This window comes from Streptomyces sp. NPDC051677, from assembly GCF_044453465.1.
GTDB lineage: Bacteria > Actinomycetota > Actinomycetes > Streptomycetales > Streptomycetaceae > Streptomyces.
This window is the reverse complement of the sequence record NZ_JBITCT010000112.1, coordinates 1-4,673: the sequence shown is the minus strand read 5'-3', so window position 1 is coordinate 4,673 and position 4,673 is coordinate 1. Positions and strand designations below refer to the sequence as shown.

General features: G+C 67.9%; 5 protein-coding genes. 4 read left to right on the top strand and 1 reads right to left on the bottom strand.

The window, feature by feature from the left end; all coding sequences use genetic code 11:
- Positions 1 to 1,125: 1,125 nt before the first annotated feature.
- Positions 1,126 to 1,554, bottom strand: a complete 429-nt coding sequence (locus ACIBAF_RS48455) for a GntR family transcriptional regulator (RefSeq protein ID WP_399473127.1) — start codon at positions 1,552 to 1,554, stop codon at positions 1,126 to 1,128.
- A 164-nt stretch (positions 1,555 to 1,718) separates the two neighbouring features.
- Here ACIBAF_RS48455 and ACIBAF_RS48450 point away from each other — a divergent pair, with 164 nt between their 5' ends.
- The 4 genes from ACIBAF_RS48450 to ACIBAF_RS48435 are packed head-to-tail and all read left to right on the top strand — an operon-like array spanning position 1,719 to position 4,533.
- Positions 1,719 to 2,078, top strand: coding sequence for a hypothetical protein (locus tag ACIBAF_RS48450; protein ID WP_359581221.1), 360 nt, complete (start codon positions 1,719 to 1,721; stop codon positions 2,076 to 2,078).
- Positions 2,075 to 2,362, top strand: coding sequence for a hypothetical protein (locus tag ACIBAF_RS48445; protein ID WP_399473125.1), 288 nt, complete (start codon positions 2,075 to 2,077; stop codon positions 2,360 to 2,362). Before ACIBAF_RS48450 ends, ACIBAF_RS48445 begins: the two co-directional genes overlap by 4 nt.
- A gap of 2 nt (positions 2,363 to 2,364) precedes the next feature.
- Entirely contained in the window at positions 2,365 to 3,765 is a 1,401-nt protein-coding gene (locus ACIBAF_RS48440) for a cell division protein FtsK (RefSeq protein ID WP_399473123.1), read from the top strand.
- Positions 3,766 to 3,813: 48 nt separating this feature from the next.
- The gene (locus ACIBAF_RS48435; protein ID WP_399473121.1) at positions 3,814 to 4,533 is read left to right on the top strand and encodes a DUF2637 domain-containing protein; all 720 of its coding nucleotides are present in this window, start codon (positions 3,814 to 3,816) and stop codon (positions 4,531 to 4,533) included.
- Positions 4,534 to 4,673 lie beyond the last annotated feature (140 nt).

Sequence of the window (4,673 nt, the reverse complement as noted above, 5' to 3'; positions counted from 1 at the left end):
CCTCTGGGATCCGGGTCGTTGGTGAGCGTCTCGGGGGTGGTGCGGTTGGGGGGGGGGGGGCCGGCGGGGGGGGGGGGGCCCACCGGGGGGGGGGGGGCCCCCGGCCCCCCCCCCCCCGCGGCCCGCCGTAGGCGGGCCGCCTTGATCCAGTAAAGAAACTCTGAACAGCTCCGCTGCTCTGGGCCCGTGGCCGGTCATGCGCCCATGCGATGTCCTCGACTTCCCAATCCGCTCCGCGCCTCTGCAACCGTTATAGACGTACATGGGCGCATTGCAGCCTATTTGATCCGGCGGTCGGCGAACTTTATCCACAGGTAAATCGGTCCAGGGTTGGGGCTGTGGAAAAACGCACGGTAAATCGCGCTTGCCGTTACCAATCCGTGACATTTGGGCTGTCACACCAGGGCGGATTTCTGTACCTGATAGCAGGTGAGGGCCCGGAATCTGCGGCGTCTACGAGCGCGAGAGGAGGGGTGGACGAAATCCCGCACGAGAGGGGCAGGGGAGTGGCGAGGGTCACATTTACTCGGGGTCACACCCGACCCGAAAAGCGAACCCCTATAGGCACCCCTCGGCGTGAGGGGCGGAACATAGCCGACGATCACCGGTTAGCCAAACCGGCGATTCTCCGGACCATTGATGTTCCTCGGCGAAGGAAGGGAGATGTGTGGTGTTGGCCGCAAAGTGCGGGGGCGGTGGGGCGTCCGTTCGGATTCAAGCGGAGCGTGCCGCATGTAATCCGACCTCTTCGCCTCGCCGTGGGCCTGGATCTCTCGGTTCGCTCTGTTCGCCGAGTGGGCGCCGGTTGGTCACGCCTCCCGCCATGCGGGCCGCGCAGAAAGGTTCTTGCCCGCTGGACGGGAGCGTGAGGCCGGGGCCTTCGAACGTGTCCGGTCGGAGCGGTAGACCTGACTCAACGGGCGTGATGACCGCTGGTCGGTCTGCGCGGGCAAGCCCGGATTCGGCTGACTCTGGGCGGCTCGATGGGATGCAAGGAAATGGCACGGAAGCAAGGCGGGGAGCGGAAAATGACCGAGCATGAAATAGCCGTGCTGGATGCGGAGTTGACCGACGTATGCGCGGCGGTTGCCCGGTTGGATGCGATGGTGCAGCGGTTGGCGACGGCTATTTCCGTGGCTGCGCCTCCACGATCTCCAGAAGCCGAGTCACCGCGTCCTCAAGCCGCTTGATGTCGGCCTTCATGGCCTTCATGTCCTCGGCGAGTGATTCCGCGCTGGGGCCGGGAGCGTCGTCGGCTGTTACGAGCCGATCCTCTCGGCCCTGCTCGCCGGGTGCTGCTTCGGCCGGCGCGGTGGTGGCGCTGTTGCGAACGAAACTGCCCCGGCCTTGGACGCTGTAGATCAGCCCTTCGCTCTTGAGGAGCCGTAGCGCGTTCTGCACGGTGCTGCTTGCGATGCCGTACCGGTCCTGGAGGGCGCGGGCAGAGGGCAGCTTGTCGCCGGGCTTCAGTCGGCCGGTGCTGATCTCTCTGCGGAGGACCTCGGCGGCCTGGACGTAGGGCGGCCGGGAGTCGTCTTCGAGCGGCAGTGTCATGCCCGCAGGATACGGCGCTTACCCCACACGCGATACACCCGCTCACCCTTGTGTGGCGTGTGTAGCGGGTCACCAGCTGTGCGGTTGTTGCGCCTGTGGCGCGTGTCGTGGTTAAGTGATGGTGCGGCCGGAACCACCGGCCCGAATCGAAAGGACGTGCCGCCATGGCTCGTATCCGTGTTGGCCTGCTCCCGTCGGCGTCGTTCATGGTCGGCAACATGGCCGTGCCGAAGTACGCGGACGCCGAGAAGACGCAGTTCGCCGTGGACCGTGAAACCGGCGCGAAGCTGTTCACGATCACCCTCTTCTTCATGGAGGAGGACCGCGCAGAGGCCATGAAGATCACCGTTCCGGAGACCGGTCTGCCCAACGGCCTCAAGCCGGGCGTGCCGGTCATGCCGGTGGAGCTGTTCGCAACCCCGTGGGCCCGGATCTTCAACGGGTCGCTCTCGGACGGCATCGCGTACCGCGCGGACCGTCTCGACCTGGTCGGCGGCTCGGCCCCGGCCGCTGAGACGGCGTGAGCGGCACCGTCTTCTCCCGCACCGGCCGCGACACCCAGCTTCACAGTGTCGCGGCGGTGTGGGAGAGCGCGGGCTTTCCACCCGCCTCGGCTCTTCGCCATGCGGAGATCTGCCTGACGCTCGCCGGTCACGACGACAGGGTTCGCCTCGTCGCGGAGATGTGGGCGAACCACGGGTTTCCGCCTGCTGACGCGGTGCAGCGCGCGGAAATCTGTCTGATCCTCGCTGCGCCGACACCCGCCGACCGCACCCGAACCCGGAGTCGAAAGAAGGAAGCGAAGTGACCGTGAACGACGTGAGTGAGGTGATGGGCTACGCCCCGGTCCTGATCGGGGTGGGTCTGGCAGGTATCGCCGTGTGGGCGCTGGTGTGGGTCGTCCGCTACCTGCGGGCCGATGCCATGACTCGGCAGTCCATCCGGCAGGCCGTGCGGGTGCGGCGGACCTGGAAGCGGCTCGCGCAGATGCTGAAGCTGTTCGCCATCGACAAGATGCCGACCGCGTTGGCTTCGCTGGCGAACTCGGACGGCAAGCCCGTCAAGCCCCGCATCCTGGTCCCCACGCTGAAGGTGACGCATGACGCGTACGGGGTGATCGCACGGGCGGGCTGCCTGCCCGGTGTCGGCCTGGAGCAGTACCAGAAGGCTGCCCCTCACCTGGCGGACGCCTGGCGGTGCACGCGCGTGGCAGTCATCCAGGACGAGCCGGGATCGGTCGTCATCCGGGGCGTGCGCCTCGATCCGCTGAAGTTCCCCACCGAGCACCGTCCCACCGGCAAGGTGCCGGAGAAGGTGGCCCGGTTGGACCTGGGCGTGGACGAGTACGCCCAGCCCGTATCCGTCGACCTCCGGCACGTGACCGGTATGGGCGTGGCCGGCCTCCCCGGCAAGGGCAAGACGTCGCTGATCAACAGGCTTCTGTCCGACTGGGCGCCCGCGCCGTGGGTTCAGTTCGCCTGCGCGGACGGCAAGGTGTCCGCCGCGTACGAGGGTGACTATGCCGACTGGGTACGGCGCATGTTCGCCTTCGTGGGCGATGACCTCGAAGAGGCCAACAAGCTGTTTAGGCGGCTGGTGGACCTGCGGCGGGTGCGCTCGACCCTGGTGCGCGATGTGCTCGGGGTGAAGTCCATGTGGGACGTGGACCCGTCCGAGAAGTGGCCGCTGGTCGTGCTGATCATCGATGAGGCGCACACCTACTTCCGCGACCACAAGGGAAGCGACCCCAAGACGAAGAGGCTGGCCGCGCTCGCTGCCGAGAACGCCCGGCTGGTGGAAGACCTGGTCAAGAAGGGTCGCTCGGTGGGCATGCTCGTCATCCTCGCCACGCAGAAGAGCACAGGCGATGCCATCCCGACCTTCATCCGCGACGTGTGCCCCATCGGCCTGAGCTTCGCGCAGAAGACCGCCGAAGCCGCCGTGGCGGCCCTTGGTGAGGACATCCGGGACTGGCCGGACGCCAACCCGATCAACCTTCAGGACCCGGCCTACGTCGGCGTCGCCTCGATGAACCACCAGTCACAGCCCGGCTTCACTCGCATCCGTACCCCGTACGTGCCGGACGAGTGGGCGGCCGAGATCGCGCACAAGACCGCCCACCTGACCGCCGACCCGGCCGACCTGCTCCCCTTCGTCGACCTCACCAAGATCGACCCCGACGACGACGGCTCCACTCCGATCGCTGCCTGACCGCTCGGCGGCTTACGCCCCATCACCTGTGAAAGGAGGTGAAACCCTATGTCTGAGGACCGGATCACTCAGCGCACGGTCACCGTGGTCATGGGCATCATCGCCCTCCTGGCGTTCGTCTTCTCCTTCGGCAACGTCTGGGCCCTGGCCCTGCGCCTGGACGTCCCCGCGCCCATCGCACCCCTGATCGCCCCCATGGTTGACCTGTCGGTGGTCGGGCTCCTGGTGGCCCTGCGCTACCTGTCCCTGCGGGGCGTCCCGCCGGAGCAGATGAAGGCGGCGACCCGCCTCATGCACGTCTCCGGCCTGCTCACCCTGGCTCTCAACATCGCCGAACCGATCACCGCCGCGCACTACGGCCGCGCTGCCGTGGACGCCGTGGCCCCGCTGCTGCTCCTCGGCTGGGGAGCGGTCGGCCCCCAGCTCCTGCGCTCTTTCCACGCGGTCGCCACCGAAGCGACCGCCCCGGCCCCGGCTGCTGAGACAGAACCGGCACAGCAGTCCGCCCCGGCCTCCACCGAACAGGAGACTGCCTCGACGCCTGCGCCACCCGTCGCGACGGAACCGGCCCCCGCCCCCGCACTCAGCGCCCCGGCGCTCGTCCCGCCTGCGCCTGCGGTCAAGGTGCCTGAGCCGCTGCTGACCGAAGCGCGCTCCATCGCCTCGGCCCACCACGCCGAGCATGGCGAACCCATCACGGCGGCCCAGCTCAAGAGGCGACTCGGCCTCGGCCTGCCCATGGCCACGGCCCTTCACGCCGCTCTGTAGAGCCGCGTTCCCCGCCGGCCTTCCGGCACTTCTCACCCTCGCCCGCCCCTAGGAGTTGTCTTCAAATGTCACGCCCACATCAGGAGCGAGGCGAGCGTGACAGCTGCCTGGTAGGACTCGGCGGTCTTGTCGTAGCGGGT

What these genes read in the sequence shown, in the direction of transcription:
- ACIBAF_RS48435 (WP_399473121.1), top strand. Translation starts at nt 3,814, where the DNA reads ATGTCTGAGGACCGGATCACTCAGCGCACGGTCACCGTGGTCATGGGC.
- ACIBAF_RS48455 (WP_399473127.1), bottom strand. Translation starts at nt 1,554, where the DNA reads ATGACACTGCCGCTCGAAGACGACTCCCGGCCGCCCTACGTCCAGGCC.
- ACIBAF_RS48450 (WP_359581221.1), top strand. Translation starts at nt 1,719, where the DNA reads ATGGCTCGTATCCGTGTTGGCCTGCTCCCGTCGGCGTCGTTCATGGTC.